General features: G+C 66.1%; 26 protein-coding genes. 3 read left to right on the top strand and 23 right to left on the bottom strand.

The window, feature by feature from the left end; genetic code table 11:
• Positions 1–2 precede the first annotated feature (2 nt).
• From trbJ to ACZ5Z2_RS09805, 11 genes are all read right to left on the bottom strand, one after another.
• Positions 3–728 (bottom strand): P-type conjugative transfer protein TrbJ, encoded by a 726-nt coding sequence (gene trbJ / locus ACZ5Z2_RS09855; RefSeq protein WP_017677040.1) that lies wholly within the window; start codon positions 726–728, stop codon positions 3–5.
• On the bottom strand, positions 725–3178 hold the full coding sequence (trbE, locus tag ACZ5Z2_RS09850; protein WP_446941971.1) for a conjugal transfer protein TrbE: 2454 nt from the start codon (positions 3176–3178) through the stop codon (positions 725–727). Before trbE ends, trbJ begins: the two co-directional genes overlap by 4 nt.
• Positions 3179–3193: 15 nt before the next feature.
• Positions 3194–3466, bottom strand: coding sequence for a VirB3 family type IV secretion system protein (locus ACZ5Z2_RS09845; RefSeq protein WP_003103993.1), 273 nt, complete (start codon positions 3464–3466; stop codon positions 3194–3196).
• Positions 3463–3846 (bottom strand): TrbC/VirB2 family type IV secretion system protein, encoded by a 384-nt coding sequence (locus ACZ5Z2_RS09840; protein ID WP_003103996.1) that lies wholly within the window; start codon positions 3844–3846, stop codon positions 3463–3465. The genes ACZ5Z2_RS09845 and ACZ5Z2_RS09840 overlap by 4 nt, the downstream gene beginning before the upstream one ends.
• The gene (gene trbB, locus ACZ5Z2_RS09835; protein WP_260731236.1) at positions 3843–4895 is read right to left on the bottom strand and encodes a P-type conjugative transfer ATPase TrbB; all 1053 of its coding nucleotides are present in this window, start codon (positions 4893–4895) and stop codon (positions 3843–3845) included. Before trbB ends, ACZ5Z2_RS09840 begins: the two co-directional genes overlap by 4 nt.
• A complete protein-coding gene (locus ACZ5Z2_RS09830) occupies positions 4892–5356 on the bottom strand; it encodes a CopG family transcriptional regulator (RefSeq protein WP_260731235.1) in 465 nt (154 codons plus the stop codon). Before ACZ5Z2_RS09830 ends, trbB begins: the two co-directional genes overlap by 4 nt.
• Positions 5353–7362: a conjugal transfer protein TraG gene (locus tag ACZ5Z2_RS09825; RefSeq protein ID WP_298288781.1), complete on the bottom strand. Its 2010-nt coding sequence runs from the start codon at positions 7360–7362 to the stop codon at positions 5353–5355. Before ACZ5Z2_RS09825 ends, ACZ5Z2_RS09830 begins: the two co-directional genes overlap by 4 nt.
• A 216-nt stretch (positions 7363–7578) precedes the next feature.
• Entirely contained in the window at positions 7579–7806 is a 228-nt protein-coding gene (locus tag ACZ5Z2_RS09820; RefSeq protein ID WP_169339192.1) for an EexN family lipoprotein, read from the bottom strand.
• A gap of 25 nt (positions 7807–7831) precedes the next feature.
• Positions 7832–8746 (bottom strand): LysR family transcriptional regulator, encoded by a 915-nt coding sequence (locus ACZ5Z2_RS09815; RefSeq protein WP_169339193.1) that lies wholly within the window; start codon positions 8744–8746, stop codon positions 7832–7834.
• A gap of 55 nt (positions 8747–8801) precedes the next feature.
• Complete coding sequence (lspA, locus tag ACZ5Z2_RS09810) at positions 8802–9881, bottom strand: signal peptidase II (RefSeq protein ID WP_169339194.1); 1080 nt, start codon at positions 9879–9881, stop codon at positions 8802–8804.
• On the bottom strand, positions 9878–12277 hold the full coding sequence (locus ACZ5Z2_RS09805) for a heavy metal translocating P-type ATPase (protein WP_169339195.1): 2400 nt from the start codon (positions 12275–12277) through the stop codon (positions 9878–9880). Before ACZ5Z2_RS09805 ends, lspA begins: the two co-directional genes overlap by 4 nt.
• An 86-nt stretch (positions 12278–12363) precedes the next feature.
• On the opposite strand from ACZ5Z2_RS09805, the gene cadR reads away from it, so the two are divergent.
• The gene (gene cadR / locus ACZ5Z2_RS09800; RefSeq protein WP_169339196.1) at positions 12364–12798 is read left to right on the top strand and encodes a Cd(II)/Pb(II)-responsive transcriptional regulator; all 435 of its coding nucleotides are present in this window, start codon (positions 12364–12366) and stop codon (positions 12796–12798) included.
• Between the two features lie 138 nt (positions 12799–12936).
• Positions 12937–14871, top strand: coding sequence for a cytochrome c/FTR1 family iron permease (locus ACZ5Z2_RS09795; RefSeq protein ID WP_270922081.1), 1935 nt, complete (start codon positions 12937–12939; stop codon positions 14869–14871).
• Positions 14872–14915: 44 nt separating this feature from the next.
• Here the strand turns inward: ACZ5Z2_RS09795 and ACZ5Z2_RS09790 are convergent, their stop codons facing one another.
• From ACZ5Z2_RS09790 to ACZ5Z2_RS09750, 9 genes are all read right to left on the bottom strand, one after another.
• Complete coding sequence (locus ACZ5Z2_RS09790) at positions 14916–16901, bottom strand: relaxase/mobilization nuclease domain-containing protein (RefSeq protein ID WP_169339197.1); 1986 nt, start codon at positions 16899–16901, stop codon at positions 14916–14918.
• 448 nt (positions 16902–17349) lie between these two features.
• The gene (locus ACZ5Z2_RS09785) at positions 17350–17937 is read right to left on the bottom strand and encodes a S26 family signal peptidase (RefSeq protein ID WP_073665908.1); all 588 of its coding nucleotides are present in this window, start codon (positions 17935–17937) and stop codon (positions 17350–17352) included.
• Positions 17934–18467, bottom strand: coding sequence for a DUF2840 domain-containing protein (locus tag ACZ5Z2_RS09780; protein ID WP_073665909.1), 534 nt, complete (start codon positions 18465–18467; stop codon positions 17934–17936). Before ACZ5Z2_RS09780 ends, ACZ5Z2_RS09785 begins: the two co-directional genes overlap by 4 nt.
• Complete coding sequence (locus tag ACZ5Z2_RS09775; protein ID WP_003111892.1) at positions 18464–18736, bottom strand: hypothetical protein; 273 nt, start codon at positions 18734–18736, stop codon at positions 18464–18466. Before ACZ5Z2_RS09775 ends, ACZ5Z2_RS09780 begins: the two co-directional genes overlap by 4 nt.
• Positions 18733–19371, bottom strand: a complete 639-nt coding sequence (parA, locus tag ACZ5Z2_RS09770) for a ParA family partition ATPase (protein WP_033834762.1) — start codon at positions 19369–19371, stop codon at positions 18733–18735. Before parA ends, ACZ5Z2_RS09775 begins: the two co-directional genes overlap by 4 nt.
• 253 nt (positions 19372–19624) lie before the next feature.
• Positions 19625–20482, bottom strand: a complete 858-nt coding sequence (locus ACZ5Z2_RS09765; protein WP_058907048.1) for a replication initiator protein A — start codon at positions 20480–20482, stop codon at positions 19625–19627.
• A 26-nt stretch (positions 20483–20508) separates the two neighbouring features.
• Positions 20509–20790, bottom strand: coding sequence for a helix-turn-helix transcriptional regulator (locus ACZ5Z2_RS09760; protein ID WP_151023895.1), 282 nt, complete (start codon positions 20788–20790; stop codon positions 20509–20511).
• Positions 20791–20873: 83 nt separating this feature from the next.
• Positions 20874–21635 (bottom strand): DUF2285 domain-containing protein, encoded by a 762-nt coding sequence (locus ACZ5Z2_RS09755; RefSeq protein ID WP_151023894.1) that lies wholly within the window; start codon positions 21633–21635, stop codon positions 20874–20876.
• Positions 21636–21943: 308 nt separating this feature from the next.
• Positions 21944–22294, bottom strand: coding sequence for a DUF2958 domain-containing protein (locus ACZ5Z2_RS09750; RefSeq protein ID WP_151023893.1), 351 nt, complete (start codon positions 22292–22294; stop codon positions 21944–21946).
• Positions 22295–22534: 240 nt separating this feature from the next.
• Between ACZ5Z2_RS09750 and ACZ5Z2_RS09745 the strand changes: the two genes are divergently transcribed.
• Positions 22535–22840, top strand: a complete 306-nt coding sequence (locus tag ACZ5Z2_RS09745) for a helix-turn-helix domain-containing protein (protein WP_058907051.1) — start codon at positions 22535–22537, stop codon at positions 22838–22840.
• Positions 22841–22903: 63 nt separating this feature from the next.
• Here ACZ5Z2_RS09745 and ACZ5Z2_RS09740 read toward each other — a convergent pair whose 3' ends face one another.
• The 3 genes from ACZ5Z2_RS09740 to ACZ5Z2_RS09730 all read right to left on the bottom strand — a co-directional run bounded on the left by ACZ5Z2_RS09740 (position 22904) and on the right by ACZ5Z2_RS09730 (position 26555).
• A complete protein-coding gene (locus tag ACZ5Z2_RS09740) occupies positions 22904–23218 on the bottom strand; it encodes a DUF736 domain-containing protein (protein WP_151023892.1) in 315 nt (104 codons plus the stop codon).
• 1016 nt (positions 23219–24234) lie between these two features.
• The gene (locus ACZ5Z2_RS09735; protein WP_151023891.1) at positions 24235–24444 is read right to left on the bottom strand and encodes a hypothetical protein; all 210 of its coding nucleotides are present in this window, start codon (positions 24442–24444) and stop codon (positions 24235–24237) included.
• Positions 24445–24506: 62 nt separating this feature from the next.
• Positions 24507–26555: a ParB/RepB/Spo0J family partition protein gene (locus tag ACZ5Z2_RS09730; protein WP_151023890.1), complete on the bottom strand. Its 2049-nt coding sequence runs from the start codon at positions 26553–26555 to the stop codon at positions 24507–24509.
• Positions 26556–26602: the final 47 nt, after the last annotated feature.

Here is a 26602-nt window from a genome sequence, read left to right as displayed (position 1 = left end):
CGTCAGTTGCCGTAGAAGTTCACGGACTGCGGCGTGTACGGCGTGCCGTCGCCGAGGAAGCGCCGCCGCACCTCGCGGGCGCGCTCCGTGGCTGCCGCCTGCCGCGCCAGCTCCAGCGACGCCGCCCGGTCTTGCGTGATCTGGAGCCGCTGCGACTGGATCGACTGCTTGGCCTGCAAGGCCAGCAATTGATTCATGGCCTGCATCGCCTGCAACGCACCTTCGGCCGACTGGCTCTTGCCCACAAGATCGGCCAGCACGCTTTCGTCTTCGCCCAGGTTCTGCGACACCTGCGCCTGCATCTGCATGGTGGTCTGCAAGCCGTTGAGCGTGTTCCGCCAACGCTCCTGCGCGTCGCGGTACATCTGGTCGCCGCTGACGGTGGCGGCGTACTGCTCGGGATACAGGCGCGCGAACTCCCGATCCAGATTCGTCACGTCGTAGGCCAAGCCCCTGGCCTGGGCGATCAGCCGCTCGGTCGTTGCCAGATTGGCGCGCAACTGGTTCACCACGCTGGACGGCAGGCTGGCGAGGTTGCGCGCCTGGTTCATCAGCATCTGCGCTTCGTTCTGAAGCTGCTGGATCTGGTTGTTGATCTGCTCCAGCGTGCGGATCGCGGTTAGCGTGTTCTGCACGAGGTTCGTCGGATCGACCACGACCCATTGCGCATGAGCGGTGGCGGTGCAAAGCATGGCCGCGATGGCGGCGGCGATAAGGCGCTTTTTCATGACAGGTTCTCCAGGGGTTGGTCAGCGAGGGAGCCCGGCGCGAGGCCGGGGAACGAGGGCAGCAGGTCGGCCGCCCAATCGAGGCCGCGATGGCGCAGCCAGGCGCCCGCGAAGCCGGGCACGCCGGCGTCCAGCAGCACGCGATCCATGTCGCGCTGGTCTTGCGGCGTGGAAGCGCCCGCAAACGCCAGAGCCGCCGGCCCCAGGTCGAGGTCGAACAGGCGGTTGCCGAGGCGGGATTGGTAGTAGTAGTCGCGCTTGGGCTGCGCGGTGGCGACGATTTCGATCTGCCGCCTGTTGAGGCCGAAGCCCTCGTAGATCGTGCGAATCTGCGGCTCGGTCGCCTGCGGGTTGGGCAAGAAAATCCGACTCGCGCAGCTCTCGATGATCGCGGGCGCGATGCTCGAATCCTTGATGTCGGCAAGGCTCTGCGTGGCGAAGATGACGCTGACGTTCTTCTTGCGCAGTGTCTTGAGCCACTGGCGGATACGCGCAGCAAACACCGGGTCATCGAGGAACAACCACGCTTCATCGAGGATCAGCAGCGTGGGCGCACCGTCGAAGCGTTCATCGAAGCGCGCAAAGAGGTAATGCAGCACGGCCATGACGGCGGCCTTGCTGTGCATCAGCTCCTCCATCTCGAAGCACTGCACGTCGGCCATGCCGAGGCGGTCATGGTCGGCGTCCAGCAGCTTGCCGTGCGCGCCACCGAGCACATAGGGCGACAGCGCCTGCCGCAGCGTGTTTGATTGCAGCAGCACGGAAAGTCCCGTCATCGTGCGCTGCTCCACCGGCGCACCGGCGAGACTTCCCAGCGCCGACCAGATAGCCGCCTTCTCGTCGGGGCCGACCGCCACGCCTTCGTGCAGCAAGCGGCCTTCGATCCATTCGGCGGCCCACGTGCGGTAGCCCTCACGGTCGATGCGCGCGAGTGGCTGGAAGGCGATTTCGCCATCCGTGCTCAGGTCGTAGTGTTCGCCGCCCAGGCCGAGGATCGCGGCCCGCATGGAGCGGCCCATGTCGAAGGCGAAGATGCGTGAACCGCGATAGCGGCGGAACTGCATCGCCAGCGTGGCGAGCAAGACCGACTTGCCCATGCCAGTCGGCCCCGCGACCAGCGTGTGGCCCACGTCGCCGATGTGCGTCACCAGCCGGAACGGCGTCGCGCCATCGGTGCGTGTGACGATCAGCGGCGGGCCGTCGAGGTGGTCGTTCTTCTCCGGCCCAGCCCATACCGCCGACACCGGCATCATGTGCGCCAAGTTCAGCGTCGAGACGATGGGCTGGCGCACGTTGGCGTAGGCGTTGCCGGGGAGCGAGGACAGCCAGGCATCCACGGCATTGAGCGTTTCAGGGATGGTGACGAAGCCCCGACCCTGGATGACGCGCTCCACCATGCGCAGCTTCTCGTCTGCGACGGCAGCGTCCTCGTCCATGACGGTGACGGTCGCCGTCAGATAGCCGAAGGCGACTTGATCGCCGCCCAGCTCCTGCAAGGCAGCGTCGGCATCGGCGGCCTTGTTGCTGGCGTCGGTATCGACCAGCGGGCTTTCCTGCTGGAAGATCGTTTCGCGCAGCAGCGCGATGACGTTCTTGCGCTTGGCGAACCACTGGCGGCGCAGGCGTCCCAACTCCCGTTCCGCCTCGGCTTTGTCGAGGCACAGGAAGCGCGTGCTCCAGCGGTAGGCAAAGCCGAGGCGATTGAGGTCGTCCAGAATCCCCGGCCAGGTCGAGGTCGGGAAACCCCGCACCGACACCACGCGCAGGTGCTGGTCGCCCAGCATGGGCGCCAGGCCACCGACCAGCGGCGAGTCTGTCAGCAGCGCGTCGATGTGGAACGGCACTTCGGGCACGCCCACGCGATAGCGCCGCGTCGAGATGGTCGCGTGCAGGTAGGTCAGCGTCTGCGCGTCATCGAGCCAGTCAATTTCCGGCATCACGCCGTCGAGCAGGTCAAAGACGCGATCCGTCTCCGCGACGAAGGCTTGCAGCCGCTCGCGCCAGCCCACGCCATTCGTCGGCGTGTTCTCGTAGAGCATCTTGGCTGCACGGGCGCGGGATTCTTCCGGCGGCAGGTAAAGCAGCGTCAGGTGATAGCCGCTCTCGAAGTGATTGCCCGATTCCTCGAAGGCGGCCCGGCGTTCTTCCTCCACCACCCACGAAAGCGGCTCGGGAAACTCCGAGTGCGGATAATCGGCCGCAGGCCGGCGCTCGGCTTCGATGAATAGCGCCCAGCCCGATCCCATGCGGCGCAGCGCGTTGTTCAACCGCGCCGACGTGGCGATCAGCTCGCCTTGCGTCGCGCTGTCGAGGTCAGGCCCGCGAAACCGGGCCGTGCGCTGGAAACTGCCGTCCTTGTTCAAGACGACGCCCGGCGCGACCAGCCCGGCCCAGGGCAGCCAGTCGGCAAGCAAGGCCGGGCGCTGGCGGTATTCGGCGAGGTTCAGCATCGCGGCGTCCTCCCCTCACACGTCCAGCAGCGGGCGGTGCTTGATGTGCCGGGCGAAGACCTGCATGAACTGCGGATCGACGCGCGCACCCCACACCGCCAGCGAATGGCCGACGATCCAGAGCACCACGCCGGGAATCCACAGTTGCAGGCCCAGCCCGACGGCGGCGGCCAGCGTGCCGTTGGCGATCGCCACAGTGCGCGGCGCACCGCCCAGCAGAATCGGCTCGGTCAGCGAGCGATGCAGCGGCACCTCGAAGCCGTCCGCGAAGGTGTCCGGGGCACTCATACGACGGCCCCGCCGGAGAAGCTGAAGAACGACAGAAAGAAGCTCGACGCCGCGAAGGCGATGGACAGGCCGAAGACGATCTGGATCAGCTTGCGGAATCCGCCGGACGTGTCGCCGAACGCGAGCGCGAGGCCCGTGGCGATGATGATGATGACCGCGACGATGCGCGCCACCGGCCCCTGGATGGATTCGAGGATGGATTGCAGCGGGCCTTCCCACGGCATCGAGGAACCGGCGGCCTGCGCGGTTCCGGCCAGGAACAACAGCAGCGCGGCCAGCAGCAGCCCTTGCCCCGCAGGGCGGGCCAGGCAGCGCAGCCGCGCAAGACGCAAAGCCGGATTTGCAGAAAAACGGAAAGCAGGAATGGTCATCTGCGTCATGGCAGTTCTCCAAGTGAGTGAGGGGATGGGGAAGTCGCCGCAGCGGGGGCGGCATCGGGACGTGGCGGCAGCTCGGGAAACGGCGTTTCCAGCGCGTCCGCCAATTGGTAGCCCACGCCGTCGAAGCCGACGACGCGGGCGATGCTCTCGATGCGGCGCTTGCGCCCGCGCCCGGCGATGTGGATCACCACGTTGACCGCCTCTGCGATCAGCGCACGCGGCGGGTTCACCGCCACTTCGAGAATCAGTTGCTCCAGGCGCAGCAGCGCGCCCAATGCGGAGCCGGCATGGATCGTGGCGATGCCGCCCGGATGGCCCGTGCCCCACACCTTGATGAGATCCAGCGCCTCGGCGCCGCGCACCTCGCCGACGACGACGCGATCCGGCCGCAGACGCATGGACGAGCGCACCAGTTCGGTCATCGACACCACGCCTGCGCGGGTGCGCAGGGGAACGTGGTCGCGGGCCGCGCATTGCAGTTCCACCGTGTCTTCGAGCACCAGCACGCGGTCGCCGGTGGCGGCGATTTCGGCCAGCAACGCATTGGCAAGCGTGGTCTTGCCACTGCTGGTGGCGCCGGCGATCAAGACGTTCTGCCGCTCGCGGACGGCGCGAACGAGAAAGCCCGCCTGCGCGCTGGTCATCATCCCGTCGATGACGTACCGCTCCAGCGGAATCACGCCGATGGCGCGCTTGCGCAGCGCGAAGGCCGGTCCCGGCGCGGCCGGCGGCAAGATGCCCTCGAAGCGTTCGCCCGTTTCGGGCAACTCGGCGGACAGCAGCGGCTGGCCGCGATGGACTTCCGCGCCGACGTGGGCGGCGACAAGGCGGATGATTCGCTCGCCGTCCGCCTCGGGCAGTTCCACGCCCATCGGCGCGCGTCCACTGGAAAGCCGATCCACCCAAAGGGTGCGATCAGGATTCAGCATCACCTCCACCACGTCCGGGTCTTCGAGCGCGGCGGCGATCAGCGGCCCCATCGCCGTGCGCAGCATCTGGATGCGGCGGTCGAGCGACGTGGCACTCATGGACTGCGGAACGGCGCTCATGACACACGCTCCTGCGCTTGCGCGGCTGCCGCCGCGTCCTCCATCCGCATCGGGTCGGGATGCAGCTCCTCCACCACGTCGCGCACCAGGCTTCGCCCGCGCAGCAGGTGGCGACCCAACTGTTCAACGAACTGCTCGAAGCGCGCTTTGCCCTGTGCGCGAGCGGCCTCTTGGTGCGCTTCGGGGACTGGCGTGCTGACCGTGAGGTAGTAGCGAATGAACAGCGCCAGCGTCTCGATCTGGATGTTCTGGTCGCGCTCCATGCGCTCGGCCTGGCGCGAGAGGCGATCCAGCCGCTTGGCGATGGCTGCCTCGCGCTGGTCGGCGGCATCGGGCGACAGCCACGATGCAAGCGCCGCCGCGACGATGGATGACTTGGACACGCCTTTCTTGGCGGCCAGCTCATCGAGCCGCTTGGCGTGCTCCGGCTGGATGAACAGGTTGAGGCGGTAGTGGCTCATAGCTCGATTCCGTCGTTGGGGTCGAGGGAAGCCAGCCGGGCCGTGCGCTGCATGGCTGGATCAAGCTGGCGCGGGAGGGGAAGCGGCAAATCGTCGTCGTCATCGAGCAGCCCGAGGTCGGCCGCGGGCGCAGCCAATTCGGGGTCGTAGGCGACGGTTTCGGATAGCTCGGGCTGGCGGCGCGGGCCGCCGTCGTCGGCCGTACCCAAGTTCTCCAGGCCATCGGCGGATGCCGTGGCTGGTGCGGCAGGCACGGCAGGAATCGCCAGCCCGCTCCAGGCGTCGGCGCGTGCCGGCGGCGCGTCGGCATACTGCCCGTCCGCCAGCGTGGGCGGCGGCAGCACGCGGCGCTTGAAATTGGCGTCCGCGTAGTAGCGCAGCTTCTTGGCCTTGATCGGTGCCACGCTGGACACCATCACCACGGCCTCGTCGGGTGGAAGCTGCATGACTTCGCCCGGCGTCAGCAGCGGGCGCGCGGTTTCCTGGCGCGACACCATCAGGTGGCCCAGCCACGGTGCGAGCCGGTGGCCCGCGTAGTTGCGCTGGGCGCGCAGCTCGGTGGCCGTGCCCAGCGTCTCGGAGATCCGTTTGGCGGTGCGCTCGTCGTTCGTGGCGAACGTCACGCGCACATGGCAGTTGTCGAGGATGGAGTGGTTTTGCCCATACGCCTTGTCGATCTGGTTGAGCGACTGCGCGATGAGAAAGCTGCGGATGCCGTAGCCCGCCATGAAGGCCAGCGCCGTCTCGAAGAAGTCCAGGCGCCCCAGCGCCGGGAACTCGTCAAGCATCAACAGCAGCTTGTGGCGGCGCTCGATGCCATCGGAGCCGTCGAGCGATTCGGTGAGGCGCCGCCCGATCTGGTTGAGGATCAAGCGAATGAGCGGCTTCGTCCGCGAAATGTCCGAAGGCGGCACCACAAGGTACAGCGACACCGGATGCTCGGCCGCGATCAGGTCGGCGATGCGCCAATCGCAGCGCGAGGTGACTTCGGCCACGGTCGGGTCGCGGTACAGGCCGAGGAACGACATGGCGGTGCTTAACACGCCCGAGCGTTCGTTGTCGCTCTTGTTGAGGACTTCACGCGCTGCCGATGCGACGACCGGATGCGGCCCATCGCCGAGGTGCGGCGTGGTCATCATCCGGTGCAAGGTCAGCTCGAACGGGCTGGCCGGGTCGGACAGGAAGTTGGCGACGCCGCGCAGCGTCTTGTCTTCGCCCGCGTAGAGCACATGCAGGATGGCCCCGACCAGCAGCGCGTGCGAGGTCTTTTCCCAATGGTTGCGCCGCTCCAGCGCGCCTTCGGGATCGACCAGAATGTCCGCGATGTTCTGCACGTCGCGCACTTCATGCGCGCCGCGCCGCACCTCCAGCAGAGGGTTGTAGGCCGCCGACTTCGCATCGGTCGGGTTGAACAGCAGGCAATGCGAAAAACGCGAACGCCAGCCTGCGGTGATCTGCCAGTTCTCGCCCTTGATGTCGTGGATGACGGCCGAAGCCGACCAGGACAACAGCGTCGGTACCACCAGGCCGACACCTTTGCCGCTGCGCGTGGGCGCAAAGGTCAGGACGTGTTCAGGCCCTTCATGGCGCAGGTACTGGCGATCGTGTTGGCCGAGGAAAACGCCGGCAGGCTGTGTGAGGCCAGCTTTGCGAATGTCGTCTGCATTCGCCCAGCGGGCCGAGCCGTAGGTCGTGACCAGGCGCGATTGCCGCGAGCGCCAGATCGACATACTGATGGCCACCAGCACGGCCACCAGGCCACTGCCGCCCGCGATGGCGCCGCCGATGTCAAAGACGCGCGGCGCGTAGGCATCGAAGAAGAACCACCACTCGAACAGCCGCCATGGGTGGTAGATCGGCGTGCCCCAAAAGTCGAACCAGGGCGAGCCAAGGCGTAGCTGATAGCCCAAGGCGGCGGCTGTCCATTGTGTGGCTGCCCACACGCCGGCGATCACGATGCCGAACACCACGGCGATCTGACCGAACAGCACGTTCGTCCCTTGCATGACCCTGCCTCCAGTCACGGCACATGGAGGTGCCGCAGCACTGAGAATCAAGGCGTGCGTGCAGGCCGGTCAAAGGCCGTTATGGCGGTGATTCAGGCCGAAAAGGTCAGATTTCTTGCAGGGGAGAAAGCAATACAAACGCCGCGGACACGAGCGCATTGCGGCGTGATGAGGTAACAGGGAGAACTTTGTCGCTGCGAAGCGTATGCAACGAGGCTACTTGGATTTCTGCTCCGGCCGATCACCGAAGAAGCGCCGTTTGGCGGCTTCGGCGGCGCGCACGCAGAGTTCGTCGCCGACCTTCGCGCGATCCTCTTTGCATTGGCGCTGGATCTCCTTGATGCGGTCGGGATGAGCCACTAGGAAATCCACGGTTTCCGAAGGTTGAGAGGGGCCGCATGCGCTCAGCGTAGCGGCCAGCATCAGCAGCACTACCTTGTTCATGGTTCCAGTCCTTTCATCGGATGGGTCAAGAATCATCGGCGGCCCCAAGATCATCTGCCGAATCAATGAAGGCCACTCGTTCAATAAACCGGGCCAGCATCTCGGATGGCTCCGCATCGCGGCGCAGCAGATAGGTCGTGAGCATTGGCGGTTTGCCCGCCAAGCGCCGGGCCACGACGCCTGGCTCGCGGCAGGAAGCTATGTGCGCCTCGCCCGCCAGACCCAAGGCCAGGCCGGCGGAAACCAGGGTCATCATTACGTCGAAGGTCGCCACGCGCTGCGCGATCAGTGGCTCCTGTTCGAGCTTACGTAGAAACCGATCGACCTGGCGCGCATGGCCCTCGCAGATAGCCGGATCGCCGAGCGCCAGCGGGTAGCGCAGCACTTCCTTCAGTGGAACCTGCTTGAAGGCGAGCACGGGATGGCGGGCAGGCACAGCCACCATCAATTCGTCTTCCCACGCGAGAGTAACCACAATGCCATCGCCCGCGTCTTCGGCCATTGAAAAACCCGCGTCGTACAGGTCATCGTGCAAGCCCTTGATCTGCTGGGCCAGCGGTACCTCGAACAGGCGAATCTCAACCTCGGGGTCTTCCTCGCGGCATTGCGCCAACAGCGCCGGCAGGCGCGACGGCGTGATGCCATCGGACAAGGCGATGCGCAATTGACCGTGAAAACCGTTGGTGACGGACTTGACGCTATCGCGGGCCTGTTCCAGTGCGGTAAAGACACGCGGAACGTGCTCCAGGAACAACCGTCCCGCGCGGGTCAATTGCGTGCGGCGAGTAGTGCGAACGAAAAGGTGTGCGCCAAGCTCTTCCTCCAGTTCTTTGATGGTGCGGGACAACGGTGACTGGTCAATGTGCAACCGCTCGGCCGCACGGGCGAAGTGGAGTTCTTCGGCCACGGCCAAGAAGCAGCGGAGATGACGCAGTTCCATGAGTCAACGCCGCTCCTGTGAAAACCAATTTTGCGAATTGATCACACTAAAATCCTCATTGGTATCCGGGGTCCTGTGGAGCAGGCTTGCCTTGGTGCGCGGCGGCTGCAAGCAAGCAGACCGCTCCGAGGGAGATTGCGACGTCAGCCAAATTGAAAGCTGGCCAATGTGCTCCCTGCCAATGGAAATCGAGGAAATCGACTACAGCCCCTCGCAACAGGCGGTCAACCGCGTTACCCAGCGCGCCCCCCAAGATCAGGCAATAACCAACGCCTTCCCATTTCGAGACTCCTTGACGCAACAGGCGGATCAGCCAGAGCGAGACTCCCAGCGCAAGCGCGGCAAAACCGAAGCGCGCCCAGCTACCAGCACCAGCCAGCAGGCTGAAAGCGGCACCGTTGTTCTTCAAATGGACGAGATTGAAGAAGGGGGTTACGGCAACTTGATCGCCATAACCGAAAAGGAGCAAGACGACAGCCTTTGCGACTTGATCGCCAAGTAGAACCGCAGCAGCCAAGCCGTACCAGATGCCGGCTGCTCGCAGACCCACCAACCTACCTGCGCCCAGCCGCATCGTCAGCAGCGAGCCGGCAAGCGCCAAGCTGCCGGAGGCGATGCCCCAGCCGGCCAGAACGTCGGCGGGAAAGTGCATGCCCGCAGCAATGCGCGACCAGCCGACCAGAACGACATAAGCAGCTAACGCCAATCGGTGGCGTATACCTGTCAGCGGCCACAACGCCCCGGCAACAAGTGCGGCGTAAGTGGAATGACCGCTCGGCAGGCTATAGTGCTCTTCCACTGTGCCAAGCACATGATCCATTTGGCCAAATACCGCTGCCGGCCGCGGAAAATCGAGCCAGAGTTTCAAGAGGGAGGCTATTGCAAACGCGATGCCGAAGCCGACCACGAATTGAAGAAGCTGCCGCCGAATCGCCAAGGCGCGTTCGGCTTCGGCCGTTGATCTTGACCATGCCCACAGTCCGAGCATCACCAGGGGCGCAGTCCAGTAGTTGCCTAGGAAGTTGCTGAAGATCCAGGCCAGCGGCATCAAAATCGGCGGCGTGGCCTCGTTGACGAGCTGAAACAGCGCGCTATTCAAGCCACCCCAATCGTAAAGAATGGCTTTCCAGTTCATCGGCGCAACAGCCTCAACCCGTTGCCGACCACCAGCAGGCTGGCCCCCATGTCGGCAAACACCGCCATCCACATCGTGGCTTGCCCGGTGAAAGTCAGGATCAGGAACACCGCCTTGATGCCCAGCGCGAGGGCGATGTTCTGCTTCAAAACGCTAGCTGTTGCACGGGACAGTCGCACGAACGTCGGCAGCTTGCGCAGGTCGTCATCCATCAACGCAACGTCGGCGGTTTCGATGGCCGTATCGGTTCCTGCCGCCCCCATTGCAAAGCCGATATCCGCACGCGCGAGCGCCGGCGCATCGTTGATGCCATCGCCCACCATGCCGGTTTTCCCGTCGGCCGACAGTTGCTCCACTTCGTGCAACTTGTCTTCGGGCAGCAGATTGCCCCGACTGCGGTCAATGCCGACCTGACTGGCAATGGCGGTGGCAGTGTGCGGGTTGTCACCGGTCAGCATGATGGCTTTGACGCCCAGGCGGTGCAGCTCGGCAATGGCCTGGCGGCTGCTGTCCTTCACGGTGTCAGCCACTGCGAACAGAGCCCGCACTCCGTCCTGACCGATCAGCATCACCACGGTCTTGCCTTCGGCTTCAAGCGCAGACACCCGGGATTCCAGATCTGGCGAACACATGCCCAGTTCCTCGACCAGGCGGTGGTTGCCCAGGTGATAGATCTGCCCGTTGATGTCGCCACGAACCCCGCGCCCCGGCAGCGCTGCGAAATCGGCTACATCACGCGGTGTCAACCCATCGTTGACTGCGGCACGGGCCACTGCCAAGGACACAGGGTGGTCCGAACGGGCGGCGAGGCTGGCGGCCAGCAATCTGGACGCATCAGGATCGGCGTTGCCCCAGGCTGCGAAATCAGTCTGCGCTGGCTTGCCATGCGTGATCGTGCCCGTTTTGTCCAGAGCCAGCCATTTGAGCTTGTGCCCCTCTTCTAGATAGACGCCACCCTTGATCAGGATGCCGTGCCGTGCGGCAGCAGCCAGACCGCTGACAATGCTCACCGGCGTGGAGATCACCAGAGCACAAGGACAAGCGATGACCAACAGAACCAGCGCCTTGTAGATCCCGTCCAGCCACGGCACGCCGAACACCAGCGGAGGCACAAGTGCCACGGCGAGGGCTATCGCGAATACGATAGGTGTGTACAGCCGCGCAAACTGATCGACGAAACGCTGCGTCGGCGCGCGGCTTCCCTGGGCCGCTTCAACAGCATGGATGATGCGGGCCAATGTCGATGCGCTGGCGGCAGCGGTGACACGGAATTCGAACGAACCCTCCCCATTGATCGTGCCTGCGAACACGGAATCGCCTTCAGCCTTGTCAACCGGAAGGCTCTCGCCAGTGATCGGGGCCTGGTTGATGGATGAGCGGCCTTCGACGATCAGGCCATCGAGGGCAATGCGCTCACCAGGTTTGACGCGAACACGGCTGCCCACGGGCACGGCGTTGGCGTCCACCGTAGCCCAACTGCCGTTCGCTTGTTGAACCAATGCGGTATCCGGCGCGAGGTCCATCAAGCCACGGATGGCATTGCGAGCCCGATCCAGGGACTTGGCCTCGATCACCTCGGCCAGTGCGAACAGCACCATCACCATAGCCGCCTCGGGCCAATGGCCTATGAGCATGGCGCCGGTGACCGCAATGGACATCAACGCATTCATGTTCAGGTTGCGGTTCCTGAGCGCAATCCAGCCCTTCTTGTAAGTCGTGAGGCCGCCAGTGAGGATGGCCACCAAGGCCAGCGCGACCACGACCCAGTGGTTGCCGCCGTTGAGCCAGTACACAACCTCGGCCAGCGTCGCGGTGACGCCTGACACTGCCAGCGGCCACCAGTTTGTGCGTGCAGGCGCTTGTGCCTCGGCTGCCGAAGGGGTTGAAGCCGTGCGCACCTCGGCGTCGAAGCCGAGCGATTTCAGGGCCGCAAGCACATTGGGAAGTGCGTCGGGTGTGTGCCCGACGTGCAGGCTGCGCTGGACGAGGTTGAACTCAAGATTCGCAACGCCCGGCACGCCGGCAAGCTTGCCGCGGATCAATGCCTCCTCGGTGGGGCAGTCCATCTGCTGGATGGACAACCAGGTACTTTGCTGAGCCGCCTTCTCATCCATCCGAACCGCTCGCATCCCGATAGCCGATAACGCGTCTTCGATAGGGCGCAGCGAGGCAAGCTGATGGCTGATTCCTAGTGTTCTCTGCACCAGATTGAATTCAAGGCTACTCACGCCCTGCACCTTCCCGAGTTTGTCGCGAATCAACGCTTCCTCGGTCGGGCAATCCATGTTCTCGATGCGGTAGCGCACCTGTGGCAACGCTGCTTCGACCGTGTCCGGTTTCGGGCTGGGCATCGCAACGGTGGAGCAGCCACATCCCTTGGAGCCACATTCACTCATGGCAACTCCTCTTGTGTAGATATGAGGTTGATGATTTAACACTCTATAGTTACTATAGAGTCAAGTCCTTTATCCCCAATCCGCACATGAACCTTCAGATCGGAGAACTTGCCAAGCGCACCGCCTGTCCGGTGGTGACGATCCGCTACTACGAGCGAGAGGGGCTGCTGCCGCAGGCTCGCCGCAGCCAAGGGAACTTCCGCTTGTATGGAGAGGCGCATGTGGAACGCTTGCAATTCATACTTCGCTGCCGCTCGCTGGACATGCCATTGAACGACGTGCGAGCTTTGCTGAGCTACCGGGATCGACCTGCGCAGGATTGCGGCGAAGTCAACCTGCTTTTGGATGAGCGCATCCGGGAGGTGAAATCACGGATTGATGCGCTGCGCGAACTGGAACACCAACTGGCCGACTTGCGCGATGCGTGCTCCGGCGCCAGACCTGCCGAGTCGTGCGGAATTCTGCAAGGGCTGTCGGGATGCGCGTGTGATGCGCAGGAAGCGACCGCTCCCGTCGAGTGACCAGTGGACCGGGCCGATAACGCCATAACAACAGGCCCCTACAGCTCCCTGATGATCTTCCGGGTGTGGCGGCACGCAAGAACAATGAATTATAATCATTCGCATTTGTGATGCGAACTTTCTGCCGGTAAGGCCCCCATGCAAGCCCTGCGCATACTCTCAGTCGTTCTGTTCTCTTGGTTCATGGCCGTCTCTGTCGCGCATGCCGATCCTCTGGCTACGCAAGACAAGGCCAAGCAAACCTGGCAATTGCTGGACTACCTGGCGGTCGATTACGGCGGCGCTGTGCGGGATGGCAAGGTTCAAAGTGCAAGCGAATACGAAGAAATGAAGGAGTTCGCCGCGACAGCGGGGCAGCAGATCGCCGCACTGCCGAGCACGCCGGCACTCCCCGAACTGAAGCGCCAGGCCACGGCACTGAGCGAACTCATCGCGGCCAAGGCCGACGCGAAGACAGTGGCCGACAGCGCCCATTCACTGGCGGCGGCACTGGTCAAGGCGTACCCGTTCCCGCTTTCCCCCTCCACGCCGCCGGATCTCGCACGCGCCAAGGTGCTGTTTGAAGCCAACTGCGCGGCATGCCACGGGGCGACTGGTCGGGGCGATGGCCCGCTCGGCGCAAAGCTGACCCCGCCGCCGATCGCGTTCACCGATCGCGACCGGGCACGCTCGCGCAGCGTGCTCGCGCTCTATCAAGTCATCTCTCAAGGCGTCGCTGGCACGTCGATGCCCAGTTTCGCCACGCTCTCGGACGAGGATCGGTGGGCATTGGCATTTTTCGCCGGAACGCTGTCGCACGACGACGCCATGCGCGCGCGCGGTGAACAATCCTGGGGCCGAGACGCCACCGCCAAAGCCGTCTTTCCCGACTTGGCAGCCGCTGCCACATTGACCGAGGCCACCTTGTCCGAACGGATGCCGCAAGACACGGCACGCGACCTGACCGCCTACGTCCGCAGCCATCCAGAAGTGACCGTCACCGCCAACGGCACGGGCGGGCTGGGCTTGGCTCGTGCACGGCTTCAGGAGAGCCTTGCTGCAGCGCGCGCAGGGGACCAGGCCAACGCGACGCGCTTGGGTTTGTCCGCCTACTTGGATGGTTTTGAACCACTGGAGCCGGCATTGCGCGCACGCAACCAGACGCTGCTCACCGAAGTGGAAAACGCCATGCTGGCCTACCGCGGCGCACTTGCCAGCGGCAAGCTGGAGCAAGCGGACGCTACAGCGCAGAAGCTGGACTACCTTTTTGCCCAAGTCGATACCGAACTGGGGGCGGACAAAGCCGAGCCACTGACCACCTTCATTGCCTCGATCACCATCCTGCTGCGCGAAGGCGTGGAAGCGCTGTTGATCGTCGTTGGCATGCTCGCTTTCCTGAAGAAGGCTGAGCGGCGCGATGTCCTGGCCTACGTCCACGGCGGCTGGATCGTGGCGCTGGCCTGCGGCGGCCTGACCTGGGCCGTGGCAACCTACTTCGTGAGCATCAGCGGTGCCAGTCGGGAGGTGACCGAAGGGGTGTCGTCACTCTTCGCTGCCATTGTTCTGTTGAGTGTCGGCCTCTGGATGCACCAGAAGAGCACCGCCGGCAAATGGCAGGCATATCTGAAGGAAAAACTCTCCGCAGCCATGACGCGCCGCTCGGCATGGGCATTGTTCGCGCTGTCGTTCATCGCCGTCTACCGCGAGGTTTTCGAGACGGTGCTCTTCTACTCGGCCCTGGCCGGTGACGGCAACAACGGTGCATTGCTCGGTGGACTGCTGAGCGGGATGGCCGCCCTCGCCATCCTCGCATGGCTCATGCTGCGCACCAGCGCCCGCATGCCGATTGGCAAGTTCTTCAGCCTCAGCTCGATTCTGGTGGCTGTCCTCGCGGTCGTGCTCGCGGGCAAGGGAGTCGCGGGTCTTCAAGAAGCCGGTTGGCTGAGCGCCAGTCCGATCCATTGGCCACGCATCGAAGTGCTTGGAATCTATCCGTCGGCAGAGACCACCATAGCGCAAGCCGTGATCCTCATCATTGCATTGGCCGGTTTTGCGCTGAATGCCCAGACTGCTCGCCGGTCGCAGACGGCGTGATGCTCGGTGCTCCTGAATCGTAGGGCTCGAAACCATCGCACTGATTATCCCAAGGATGCTCCGCGTTGACGCCCAACTTCCCATGACGCAATTCCGCTACGCACCGTCACGGCGAGCTGCTGCCCCAGCCGCTGCTCGATCACAGGCTTCCACGGAACCAGACTGAATCCCATGCCGTCATCGAGCATCGCGTAACGGCCGCTGGCGAGCATGACACTGCGGCGGTAGATGCCAGCCACGCGCTGGCCATCGGCCACCGGCCGATGCTCCAGCCCGGATTCGGCGGCAATGTTCTTGGCAACCTGCGCCAGTTCCCGATTGCGCAGTGCGCCCAGCAGGTTCCGGGCGAGGATCACGCGCTGCCCGCGCCGCTCTGCCAGTCCCTGTTCGGCCAGGAAGTCGGCGCGCTGCTGCATCGCCTGCTTGGCCTCGCCGCCAAAGCCCAGGTCGCCCAGCCCCGAGCCGCCGCCGATCAACTGCTGGTCGAGCCAGGTGGCCCCGATCGCGCGGGCCTGCCGCTCGATGGGCAGGTGCGATTTCAGCTCTACCGCCACGCCGCCCAGGCGCTGCGCATCGTAGCGACGGCCCTGCTCGGGCAGGTCGTCCGGCACCTTCCACAGCCCTTCGGCCACGCGCTCCACGATGCCGGCTCGGCGCAGGGCTTCGAGCCGGCGGACATGGGCGGCGACGACTTCCTGCGGATCGCGGCCCGGCACGGCCTGGCCCTGCGCGATGGCGAGGTGGTGGTCGGTGCGGTACAGGCCATCGCTCGCCAGCGCGGCGATGTTCTTGTCGGCTGCGCGCACGTCGGCAGATCCCTTCACCTCCACCACGGCGCCGGTTGGATAGTTCGCCAGTTCGTCGCGGGCGTTGAGCGCAACATAGTGGGCCTTGCCGTCCACCCCGTCGATGACCAGATAGCCCCGGTCGCGCAGCTCGTCGGCCAGCCCCTTCGCGGCCACGCGGCCGAGGATGGTTCGGCCATCGTCTCCCGGCTCGAACACCGCCAACTCGCGCGGCTCGCCGCGCATGGCCCGCTGCATGGTGCGGATGATGTCGCCGCGCTCGCCCAGGGCGCGCAGGGTCTTTTCCGCGTCGGCATGGACGGCCCAGGTGCCGGGCTGCATCTCGTCGGCCAGGCCCAGGCGCTGCAAGCGTTGCAGGCGGCCGATCAGCAGCAGGCGCTGGCGTTGCAGCCGGGGTTCGTTGAAGCGTTCGATCTGCACCCGACCATCCTCGCCGGCCTCGCGCTGCAACGTGCGGTCGAGGCTCGTCCACCGCTCCTGCTCCACCTCGCGCTGCAAGGTCTGCTGGATTTCCAGTTCGGTGCGCGGCCCCAGCCATTCGGTCGCCAGTTCGGCGGCGCGATGGCGGAAGCCATCGGCGATGTAGTCGCCAGCGATGATGAGGTCTTTGCCGATGTCGTCGCGCCCGCGCACGACGATGTGCGTGTGCGGGTTGTCGGTGTTCCAGTGGTTGACGGCTACCCAATCGAGGCCCGTGCCCAGGTCGGCTTCCATGCGGCCCATCAGGTGCCGCGTGTAGGTGCGCAGGTCTTCCAACTCCGCGCCATCCTCGGGCGAGAGGATGAAGCGGAAATGGTGCCGATCGTCGGCGCAGCGTTCCTTGAAGGCGTCGAGGTCGGCGGCATCGGTCTGCGGCCCGTAGGCTTGGCCCGGCTCGCCATCGAGGCCCACACCGTCGCGCTCGATGTAACGCAGGTGCTTGGCGAGCGACTGCGCGCTGGCTTGGCGCTGGTTGACCAGCAGCGTCTTGATGGTCACGCGCCGCGACATGGGCGTCAGCTTCGCGCCGGCGAAGCGCGCCGCCGTGTGGCCGCGCCCTAGGCGCGAGCCGGGCCGCTGGCCGGTGCCCCTCCCGGTGCCGCCAGCCGTCCCAGGACAGCGCACCGAGGACTTGCCGCTGCTGGCCTTGCCTGCCTGCTTGAGCACCTTGGAGACGAAGCCCTGGCCCCGGTTCTTCGGGGCGCTGGGGCGGATGCGGAAATCGTCGTCGCGGCGGTCGGTCATGGCTGCGCTCCCTGCAAGCTCTGGCGTGTCCGGTCGTGCGATGCACGCGGACATGCCTGCATCGGCGCGGGCTTCGCGCCACAAGCGGCACGGCGGCGAAGCCGCGTCGTGCTGCGCCAACCCCACGTGCAGACTGGCTTTCGACGCGGCCCGGTGCCGCGTCCTTTTGTCTTGCCTTCCGCCTTTGCCCCTCGCTGACGCTCCGGGCAGCGGCGGCCCCGCGGCGCTGCTGCGCGAGCAGCCAGCGCGCCGGCGAACGCGGGCACGGCCGCAGGCCGGGCGCGTTCGAGGCAAGACGCCTGCACGTTGGACGGCTGCGCCGAAGGCAGCGCGAAGTGCGGTGCGAATGCGCCCGCGCTGCACGCGCGACGACACGGCGGCAGCAGCCGGAACGACATGCCCGATGGCACGATGAGAGGCACGGCGACGTGCAGCGAATCGGCGGCCATCATGGGCGTGTCTCCATCCACACCGGATGCGCGACGCCGATCACGGCGGACGCGCTGACCGGGCCGAAATAGCGGCTGTCGAACGAGGCCGGATTCGTCACGCTCAACAGGAACAGCTCGCCCGGTTCGAGGCGGCGGCAAAGCAGCAAGGATGGCAGCGGCCGGCCCAGCCGGTCGGCAGGCAGCGCGGCGGCCACCGGCACGCCGTCGATGCGTACCTGCCCGGCGACGATGCAAACGTGTTGCGGCGCGACCGCGCCTACACGTTTGAGCAACGGCACGCGGGCCGGCAGGTAGCCGCGCTGCGCAGCGAGCGCGGCAGCGTCGGCAGGCAATCGGGTCAGGACGATGCTGTCCACGGACAAAGGACGTGGCAGCGAGGCCGCCCGATGGTCGAGCGGCTGCACGCGATACCAGCCGACCGCCACGCTGTCGGACGGGTTGTAGATCAGGCGCGGCAGCGGCTGCACGAACGCCGCCCAGGCCAAAGCAGCGAGGCCGGCGGCGGTGAAGCCCGCCAGCACGATGCGAGCGCGCAGGCGCGAGCGAGGATGCGGCGCGGGGCCGGTCGTGGAAATCGCGGTCATGGGAATGTCCTCCCGGCCAGCCAGGCGGCGTGCCGTTCTGCGGTGTATTCGGGCAGCGGCAGGCGCGCCGCGAGCCGGTTGGCGAGCGTGCGCCAATACGCGGGCGACACGTCGATGGCGGCGATGCTCTGTGCGTCGATGCCGTCGATGCGTTTCAGCACGGCACGCACCGCGTTTTCGCCTTCGGCGTGCAGCAGCAGGCGTGCGCCCGGCTGCACGCCGGGGATGCGCTGCGCCGCGTCGAGCGGCGTGCAAGCCTGCATCACCATGAGCTGCCAGCGGATCGTGCCGTAGTCGTTGGCCTCCCACCGGATGCGGCACAACATGGCACCCGGCAGGAACACGGCGCAGCGCCGCCAGCGGTTGAGCTGGTGCGTGCGCGCAGGTTCGCCGAAGCGCAGGTAGAGCTTGAAGCGTGGTTCGATGTAGGCCAGCGCCACGCGCGTCAGCGGCGCGCTGGCAGGATGGCCGGAAGGTGCTGCGAGCGCAGCCGTGGCCGCGCCAGCGGCAGGCGAAGCGGATGCGGTCATGGGGTGTTCTCCCTGCGGTGCTCTGGAAACTCCCGCTCCAGCAGGCCGCGCAGCAGGTCGGCCACGGTCACGCCCTGCGTGAAAGCCGAAACCTTGATGCGCGCCCGCATCGCGGGCGTGATGTCGAGGGTCAGGCGAGCCGTGTAGAGGTCGCCCTTGCCAAGTGCATCGGCATCGCCCTGGCGAATCCACGCCTCGGCGTGCGGATTCGCAGGTGGACGCGCGCCGATGCCGACGCGCTTTGCGCGAGGTGGCGGCTTCGCTGTCATGTCGGCCACCGCAGCAGTTCGTCCACCAGCGCGGTGATTTCGCGCGCGGCGGCGCTGTCCGGCGCCGTCTCGCGTGCAAGCCGGCCTGCGGCCACGCTGTCAGCGAACACGATGCGCTGATGCACTTCCGCGCGCAGCGCAGGAAGCGGTTGGTCGGCCAGCGCCTGGCGCGCTTCGCGCCCGATCACGGTGGTACTGACGCGCCGATTGATGACGAAGGCCGCGCGCAGCGCAGGCCGAAACACTTGCGCTTCGCGGATCAGCGCCACCATCTCGGCGCTGGCCCACAGGTCGTAGGGGCTGGGCTGCACGGGGATCAGCACGCGCTCGGCCGCCAGCAGCGCGGAGCGCGCCAGTGCCGCGATGCGTGGCGGGCCGTCGATGATGACGTGATCGGCCCGCCTGGCGAGTTCTGGCGCCTCTTGGTGCAGCGTTTCGCGTGCAAGGCCCACGGCGCTGAACAGCCGTGGCAAGCCTTGCTGGCTTCTGCGCTGTGTCCAGTCCAGCGATGAACCCTGCGGGTCGGCGTCCAGCAGGACGACGTGCTGGCCGCGCATCGCCAGCTCGCCGGCGATGTGCGTGGCGAGCGTGGTCTTGCCCACGCCGCCTTTCTGGTTGAGCAGAGCGACGATCATGGCGCGGCCCTCCGTGTTGGAAAGCCGGGCTTTTGCTGCTGCGCTTGTGGCCGCGTGGTGGTTGTCCACCGCTGCGGCGCTTCCCTACTAAAAGTTAGAGAAATTAAGTTAGGGAAGTTAGAGGCCGCGCAAACCCAATGCTGGCGCGGGTTTGCGGACGATCGGCACGCCTGATAGCACGATAGTCCCACGCCTGATAGCACGATACCCCGCACGCCTGATAGCACGACACCATTCACAGGTTTTCCCGAAGTTATCCCCGTGCCGTCTGCGGCACGGGCCGGAACGTCAGCAGCTCCATGCCGTTGTCGGGCATCCGCTCGATGCCCAGGACGTAACCGGGCAGCGACTGCCGCGCGACGAGCGCGCGCAGATCGCAGGCGAAGTCGTAGGGCTTCGCGGTGCTGCCGGACTTCTGGTGCAGATAGCGAAAGTCGAACTGCCAGCCGTATGCCTGCTTGCCGCCGTGCTTGCGCACCAGGCGGTACAGCCACCGCTCGATGCCGCCGGTGAGCCGGAAATACGCCGGGTCGATGGTCAGCACCAGGGCGGCGTCGAGCACGCCTGCAAAGAACCAGTCCGGCAGGATCAGCTCGATGCCCAGCGGCGTGCCGCGGGGATCGGCCAGTTCTTTCCATTCGTTGATCCACGAGAAGCGGTGCAGGCGCCGCCCGGTCGTCTCGCGGATGGACGTGGCCACCGTGGTCGATTGCAGGCGATCCAGCGCGGCCTTGAGGCGCTGGTAGTCGCGCAGCGACTTGCCGCGCCCGATGAAGCGCAGGATCTCGTAGGGCGTCGCGCGCATCAGCCGCGACGGCCGCAGGCCCGCGTCCTTCGCTTCCACGATCTGCGAGGCCGCCCATATCAGCACGTCCGCATCCCAAATCGTGGCGATGCCGTGCTCCTGCGTGCCCTCTACGCGGATCGTCACGTTGCCCGCACGGAAGTCGATGGGCTTGACCCGCTTGGACTTGCCGAGCGAGAAGAACGGATAGGCCATCAAATCCTGGCTGTCGCGCGGCGCCATGTCGCCGGGCAAGGCGCGGAACAGGTCGAGCTGTTCGCGCTCCTGCAACGGCCGCTGCCGGGACGGCAGCGCGGTGCTGGACATGGCGATGGCCTGCCGCGCGCCGCCGATCAGCGCGCACGGCTGTCGGCCGAGTGGTGCTCGGCGTATTCGGGATCGGAAGTCGTCTCGAAACTGCGGTCGGCGGCCCAGGCATCGAGGTCGGCCACGGCGTACATGACGCGCCGCCCGAACTTGCGAAAGCGCGGGCCGCCGCCAATTACGCGCTGCTTTTCCAGCGTGCGCGGCGACAGGCGCAGGTATTCGGCGGCTTCGTCGTTGGTGAGATAGCGTTGGGGCTGCGCGGCAGTGGTCGAGACAGTGGCGGCAGGCCGCAAGGGAGCGGGACGCATGGTGTGAACCTCCATCGGTTGAAAGCGCCCGGCCACACAGCGCGACCGGATGGAGGCAGTCTCAGAAAACGCGGCCCTTCTACTCAGGGTCGTTTTGCGTCCACATCAAAACGACCCTTCTCAAGCGGCGGAAGCTGTGCTAGGTGGCGATAGCCGCCGCGCATCAGCGCATCGCCGCGCCGCACCAGGCGGCGCACCTTCGAGCGCAGGCCGCCGTCGCTGTACCAGTCGGCCACGGCGTCGGCACCGAACAGTCCTTCGCCCACATCGCGCAAGGACGCACCCGCGAGGGTCGCGTCGAGCGCCTGCAAGGTGTGCAGTTCCAGCAGCGCGGAAGGTGTTGGCCTGGGCGTGGTGGCAGCGAAGGTCGCCCCGCGTGCATGACCGCGCACAGGGGCGGCAGTGCCGCTCCGTTGGGCATAGGCCACGGCCATGCCGTCTTCCAGGCCGGGCGCCAGCGCAAAGCGCAGGCAATGGCCTGGGCTGCGCGCGATCAGCGCCAGCTTCTTGCCGTCGTGGAACAGTTGCTTGTGGCCGGGGATGCGCCAGAACGCGAAGGCGGTGGCATCCTGCGGCGGATCAGCGTCGGGGTAGAGCTGCACCACGGCAGCATGACCAGGCAGCCAAGCTGGATGCGCGTCACGCGCATCCAGTGCCGGGTCTTCCAGCAGACGCAAACCCCAGCGATGCGCTGCATCAGGCCGGCGATGACGGCGTAGCCAGTCGAGCCGGTAGTCGGGATGCCTGCGCAGGTACTCCCAAGCGAGCGCGAGCGCATCCAGCCAAAAGACATACAGGTATGCGGCAGTGGGATACCAATGCGCGAGGTGATGAGGATTGACCATGACGCCTCCTCCTGCGAACAGGACTCGCCGCCACGGAAGAACTACGCGCTACATCGCCCTCGTCGGAACGTCATGGGTTAAAAAGGCGGATGGGGCTGTCAAGACCGATTGGCTCCGATGTGTTGCGGTATTCGTCTCAATGCTGCGGCGGCAGCGCCACGACCGGGGACACTGCACAAGCCAGCCTGCCGCAATCCGCGCCAAGCATCCTGTCTATTTGGGTCAGACTGGTGGGGCTACGCCGCAAGAATCTCGATTGAGACTTACCCGGTATGACACCAGACTGAAAAAGTCACAGTAGGCCGTATTCAGTCCGGGATCGCTCCGTCGCGCTCGGCCAGCCGGGTGTACTCCGACAGCGTGCGGGTGGGGCGGAAATAGAGGTCGCGCATCACGGGCTGCCGGCGCGGCCCGACGATGCCGGCCAGCTCAGACAGCTTGACGGTTCCTTGCGCCGGCATTCCGATTCCCAGGTCGATGAGGCCCCAGGCGGTGTCGCCATCGGCGGGATCGAGTGCGGCCAGCAGCCAGGTCACATGCGCGTCCGGCGTGAACAGCCGCACCACGGGCACCGGGTCGATGGCCTGGCCAGCGGCACGAGCCTCGCCGTTGGCGAGCAGTTGCGCGCGCTCCGGGACGGTGGCGAGTGGCTGGGGCATGGTCGGCAATCCCACAAATCCAATGATGCACGGATGCGGTTTCACGTTGAAGCGCAGAACCGCCAAACCGGATTTACGCCTTCGTGCGCAAGCACGGATGCGCTTGCGTGGCTTTGCTGGAACCCGCCGATGCGGATTTCCGTAAAGGCACAAAAACGTAGAACACCAAATGAACACTATAGATTGTAGTCCTATAGGGCGCAATGGGCTGTCATCTTGGTTTTTCGAGGGAAACCATAGGTGGCGGCAGGGAACTCATTGGCGAAGGCGTTGAAGACAGTTAGAAAGGCGCGTGGCTTGAGCCAGGAAGCCTTCTCTGACGTGTCCAGTCGCACCTATATGAGCACCCTCGAACGCGACCTGAAAAGCCCGACCCTGCATAAGCTGGCCGAGTTGTGCGAGGTGATGGAGATCCACCCGCTCACGCTGCTGACGCTGGCCTACGCGGGCGACAGCCCGCACAAGGCCGACGAGCTGCTGGCGCAGGTGCGCCAGGAGCTGGAGGCGGTGTTGAAGGAACGCGATGCGGCAAAGCCGCGCGCGTGACGCGGTGATGTGCTGCGAACAGCAGCACAGCGCCCCGCCGCGGTGGGCGGGGCGCTGCGGCGGTCACGCCGCCTGGGGCTTGCTGCGCGACCAGATCAGGTCGTGCGTGCCGTCCTCGCCTTCGATCAGGCGGGCATAGACCGGCGCCGGGAACGAAGGATCGTCGAGGGTCACGGACTTGTATTCCCGTCCGGCTTCGCTGGTCTTGTTCCACGCCGCGCCGATGTCGTGGCCGGCGGCCTGGAGGCGAAAGTCGGGGGCGTTCTCGCTGTTGCCCTTGTCGTTGGGAACCAGCTTGACCTTGACGTTGAGCGTCAGGGTGCGCAGCGTGCCGGTGAAGCCGTCTTTGTCTGCGGTGAAGGTACCGATGTTGGCCATGATGTTTTCTCCTTTCGGTTGAACAAGGTTCGCGCCCATCGCGTCCTTGTTGTGATCCGACCGGCGGGGGACGGGCTGGCTGCACCGCTTGCGGTCGAAACGCAGTGGAGAGCCGGGAGGCGAAAAGAATTTGCTGCGCGAGGAAGCCGCGCAGCGGCGGGGAAATTGTTTTCGCCGGACGGTTGCAGCCATGAAGCCCGAGGCGCAGCCGTGCCACCGCCAGGATTCACAACGAGACAAGGACGCCTTGGGCCGAACCGCTCCGAAAGGAGATGGGGCCGACTCGGCATCCCCGCCCGAAGGCTTCTCCGGCTCGCCCGCTGACGCGGGCCAGGTCAACCATCCGACGACAAGTGAGAACGTCCCCGCCGCACCTTGCGGCGCCGGTCTTGAGGCGTGGCGTGGAAGCTCCATAGCGATGCCGGGCGGGTTGTCCGTGAACCGTCCTTCGTGACGTGATGGGCAGGAACCGCCAGCGTTGAGGACGGCACGCACCTGCACAACCTGCCGCAGCGAGCGCCAGCGTGTTCGCCAGCGCCCCGTCCATTGCGGCGGGGCGCTGGCCGGGCCGATCCGGCGCAGCCGGTTCGGCTGCATCGAGGGGCGCCAAGCATCGCGCGGCGGGGATAGCCCGCGGGGCTTTCCCCTGGAGGCAAGCGCAGCGCGCAGCGCCGCAGGCGCGAAGGCGTGAGGGATTGAAGCCGAATGGCCGTGACAGCGAAGTCGGCACGGGGCGCAGCCCGAAAGCCCGGCGGCGCTGTGCGCCGACACGCCCAGGCCGTTCCAGATTTCCAAACAGGAAACGCGGACATGCCTCTGATGAAATGGGCGCGGCCTACGCTGCGGGCTATGCACTCGGCAAGCCGAAAACTGCTGGTGATTCCTGCGCACTGCGGGCGCTTCGGCTTGCAGTCCCATGCGGGCCTGCTATTGCCGGGCGGGAAGCCCGGTCACGTCAACGCCGCCGCCTGAACTTCCGTGATGGCGGCGGCGTTCCGACTCGGCTGTGAACGCGGTTACTCCTTCGTCTCGATGAGCCACCACACGGCACGCGGCAAGGCGCGGCCCGTGATGGGGTGAATGTCAGTGAGGTCGGCGAGGGCCGACCAGCCCGAGCGCGGGCGGTAGCCGCGCACGTCGCCGTCGCCGTGCCAGCGGCGGACGCGCACCGTGCCGGGGGCGTAGATCGCCGCCATGCGCGGGCGGCTGGTGGTGGTGCGGGTCATGGGGGCTTCTCCTTGCAGCGAAGCGCCCCGGTCGAGGCCGGGGCGCTTGCCTTCGGCGCGGGTCAAGCGGCCAGCGCCTCTGCGGGTTCATCCGCCACGGCATCGGCATCCTCCGGGGCGTCCTGCGCCTGCGTTTCCGCCGGCGCAGCTTCCGGGCCTTCGGCCTTGAAGATGGCGGGCATCCAGCCCGTGCCATCGGCCAGCCGTTCGGCTTCGCTGGCAATGTCGGCCTTCTTCAACTTCGCCAGTCGGGTGACGGATTCCGGTGCAAACGCGGCCACGGCATCCAGAATCACGGCCTTGGAAATGTGCTTGAAGTAGCCTTCTGCGGTCGGCTTCCACCATGCGGCCATGTCGAGGCCCACGGCCTGCGCCAGTTCCTCGCCGGGTTGCTGCACCGTGGCGCGAGGCGTCACCACGTCCACCGTGGAAGCCACGCACACGGCCAGCAGCCGCACCAGTTCGTCTTGCGATTTCGCCAGCAGCACGGCGAACAGTTCGGCGCTGTCCTCCGGCAAGGCTTCACCGGCCACCTGTTGCAGTTCGCGCAGCGCCACGGCGGCGGGCGATTCCGGCCAGTCCGGGGCCATGCCTTCCAGTCGGTCTTGCGTCGTGAGGCGCACGCCGAGCGGCAGGCCATCGCCGTAGGCGTCGGGCTGCAAGACGGTCTGCACCATGCCATGCACCAGCGCGGCCAGCGCGACGTGCGGATGCCGTGCGACTTCGATTTGCAGCGCCGCCGTGCGGTGGGCGCTCAACCGCTGCGCCAGCCGGTCGGACAGGCTCGCGGCCTTGGGCGCGTCGTCGGCGTCCTCGTGCTCGTCGTTGGCGGCTTCGCCTTCGGCACTGCCGAAACCGCGCCGCAGCTTTTCCAGCGTGCGCAGCGCCTTGGCCTCGGCTTCGCGCAGCAGGCCGCGATGAATGACGGCCTCGCCGTTGCGGTCGATGGTGACGATGGCACCGGCCACCTCGCGCACCTCGGGGGCATAGCCCTGCAAGGCATCCTCCGCGTCTTGCAGTTCCCCGACCACCTGATCGCGCCGCTGTTCCAGCTTCTCGGCCTTGGCCTCGTCCTCGGCGTCGCAGGCATCTTCCAGTTCGGCGTCGATCTTTTCGAGGCGGTTTTTCAGCGAGGCGATGCGGCGGGCCTCGCGGGTGGTCGGCTCGCGGCGGTGGCGCGGGGCGTTCTGGAACGCCTGCCGTTCCTCGTAGGCCAGATGCGGCACGGCCTCCACCCATGCCCAGCCCTCGGCGCGCACGTCCTCGGCCAGCGTTTCCAGCTTGTCGCGCACCAGCGTTTCCAGCACTCCGGTATCGGTGAGGTAGGTTCCGGCATCACCTTCGGCGAACAGGTCGCGGCGGACGCCGCCGCCTGCCTTCCGGTAGGTGTCCAGCCCGACGAAGCGCACCAGCGCGTGCGTGGCGTTGATTTCGCGCTCGGTCAGGCGCTCGCGCAGCTTGGACGGGCTGCGCTGCCATTCCGGCGCAGCATAGAACGCGGCTACCTGCGCGGCGTGGTCGTCGGTGATGGTCAAGGCCATCAACTGTTCCAGCGTCACGCCACCGGCCCGGTAATCGGCCATCAGGCGCGGCGAGACGTTCGCCAGCTTCAAGCGGCGCTGCACCACCAGCGGGGACACCCCGAAGTCGGCGGCAATGTCCTCGATGGGTCGGCCTTCCTTGACCAGCGCGGCAAAGGCCGCGAACTGGTCGGCGGGGTGCATGTTCTCGCGCTGCACGTTCTCGGCGAGGCTGACGGTGCGGGCCGAGGCATCGGGCACCTGTAGGCACGGCACTTCGTAGTCGGTGGGGATGCGCTTCTTCTTCGCCAGCAGCTTCAAGGCGGTCAGGCGGCGGTCGCCTGCCACCACCTCGTAAGCCTCGCCATCTGCGGAAAGGATGACGATCAGGTTTTGCAGCAGGCCGATGCGGGCAATGCTCGCGGCCAGTTCGGGGATGGACTGGCGCGGGGTCGTGCGGACGTTGCGCTTGGAGCGGCGCGGCAGCAACTGCGAGAGGGGAACCAAGATCAGGTTCTTGGTCGGGTCGGCCACTTCCAGCGGTGCAGCGGCTTCGATGGCGACGGCTTCGGTTTTGAGTACGGCGTTCATGGTGATTTCTCCTAGCGGTTGGGATGCAGCAGCGAGAGAAGCGGCAA

The sequence above is a fragment of the Rhodanobacter sp. G1 genome, from assembly GCF_055397855.1.
This window is presented reverse-complemented; position numbering and strand designations above follow the sequence as displayed.